Raw genomic sequence first — 1,669 nt, 5'->3', positions numbered from 1 at the left:
GGGCTGCCTTCGGTACGGCGCAGGAATTCAGCTTCGTCCCATGCGAACAACTGGTCCAGGCGTGCGGTGTCCAGGTTGTTGCGGGCGCGGAAGTCAGCCTCGTCGGTGCGCTTGGCGAACTTGTTCCAGGGGCAGACCAGCTGGCAGTCGTCGCAGCCATAGATGCGGTTGCCGATCAGCGGTCGCATCTCCACTGGAATCGCACCGTCATGCTCGATGGTCAGGTAGGAGATGCAGCGGCGCGCATCCAGCCGCTGCGGGGCGGTGATGGCCTGGGTCGGGCAGACGTCGATGCAGCGGGTACAGGTGCCGCAGTGCGCGCTGGCCGGCGTGTCGATCGGCAGCGGCAGGTCGATGTAGATCTCGCCGATGAAGAACCACGAGCCGCCGTGGCGGTCGATCAGGCAGGTGTGCTTGCCGATCCAGCCCAGCCCCGCGTTGCGTGCCAGCGCGCGTTCCAGCACTGGCGCCGAATCGACGAAGACGCGGTAGCCCAGCGGCGCCACCTCATCGTTGATCTGCGTGGCCAGCTTCTGCAGGCGGTTGCGCATCAGCTTGTGGTAATCGCGGCCGAGCGCGTAGCGGGCGACGTAGGCGCGCCCCGGATCGGCCAGGGTCGCCCACGCTTCGGTGTCGTCCCTGTGGCTGTAGTCCATGCCTACCGAGATCACCCGCACGGTGCCGGGAAGCAGTTCTGCCGGGCGCGCGCGCAGGGTGCCGTGGCGTGCCATCCAGTCCATAGTGCCGTACAGGCCCTGGCCCAGCCAGTCGGCCAGGTGCGCCTCGTCCTCGCCCAGTTCGATGCCGGCGATACCGCAGCGCTGGAAGCCATGCGCGCGCGCCAGATCGCGGATGCGCTGTACGGCCAGGGCCGGATCGAGGGGGGCAGGGACGGGGGACATGTGCACCAGTATAAAATCCCCGCATGGCCAACCTCGCCGATCTGTTCGATTCCCGTGCCGCACGCACACTCGATGCCCAGGCCTCCGCGCTGGCGGGTGATGGTGGCTGGGGCCTGATGGCCCAGGCGGGCCAGGCGGCCTGGCAGAGCCTGCTGCAGCACTGGCCGCAGGCGCGGCGGATCGGCGTGGTGGTTGGCAGCGGCAACAATGGCGGCGATGGCTATGTGCTGGCCTGTCATGCGCTGCAGGCCGGGCGGCAGGTGCAGCTGATCGCGCTGCCGGGCAGCCCACCTTCCACGGCGTTGGCGCAGCGCGCCGCAGCGGATTTCAAGTCCGCAGGCGGCACCGTCACTGATTTCAACGGCGAACTGGCCCAGGCCGATATATGGGTCGATGCCCTGTTCGGCCTTGGCTTCTCCCGGGCACCAGAGGGTGCGGCACTGGCCTTGATCGAGGCGCTGAACGCGCAGCAGGCGCAGGTGTTGGCGTTGGACGTACCCAGCGGTGTCGACGCCGACCATGGCTGCGTGCCGGGCGCAGCCGTACGCGCGGCCCTGACAGTGCAGTTCATCGTCGCCCACCGCGGCCTGTACACCGGCGACGCACTGGAATACACCGGGCGCAGGCACCTGGCACCACTGACGCTGGCCGATGCGGCCTGGCAGGGTGTCGTCGCTGCTGCAGAATGCTGGACGCAGCCGCGCCTGCCGGATCTGCTGCCGCCGCGCCGTGCCAACAGCCACAAGGGTGAATCCGGCCATGTGCTG

At 68.7% G+C, this 1,669-nt stretch carries 2 protein-coding genes; one reads left to right on the top strand and one right to left on the bottom strand.

Annotation, left to right across the window (positions count from 1 at the left end):
* Nucleotides 1-902: tRNA epoxyqueuosine(34) reductase QueG (gene queG / locus AB4Y84_RS21015; RefSeq protein ID WP_442250855.1), on the bottom strand; the 902-nt coding region annotated here is incomplete at its 3' end.
* A 23-nt stretch (nt 903-925) separates the two neighbouring features.
* Between queG and AB4Y84_RS21010 the strand changes: the two genes are divergently transcribed.
* Nucleotides 926-1,669: NAD(P)H-hydrate epimerase (locus AB4Y84_RS21010; protein WP_442250854.1), on the top strand; the 744-nt coding region annotated here is incomplete at its 3' end.

Source organism: Stenotrophomonas sp. 2YAF22 (genome assembly GCF_052114665.1).
Lineage (GTDB): Bacteria > Pseudomonadota > Gammaproteobacteria > Xanthomonadales > Xanthomonadaceae > Stenotrophomonas > Stenotrophomonas indicatrix.
This window is presented reverse-complemented; position numbering and strand designations above follow the sequence as displayed.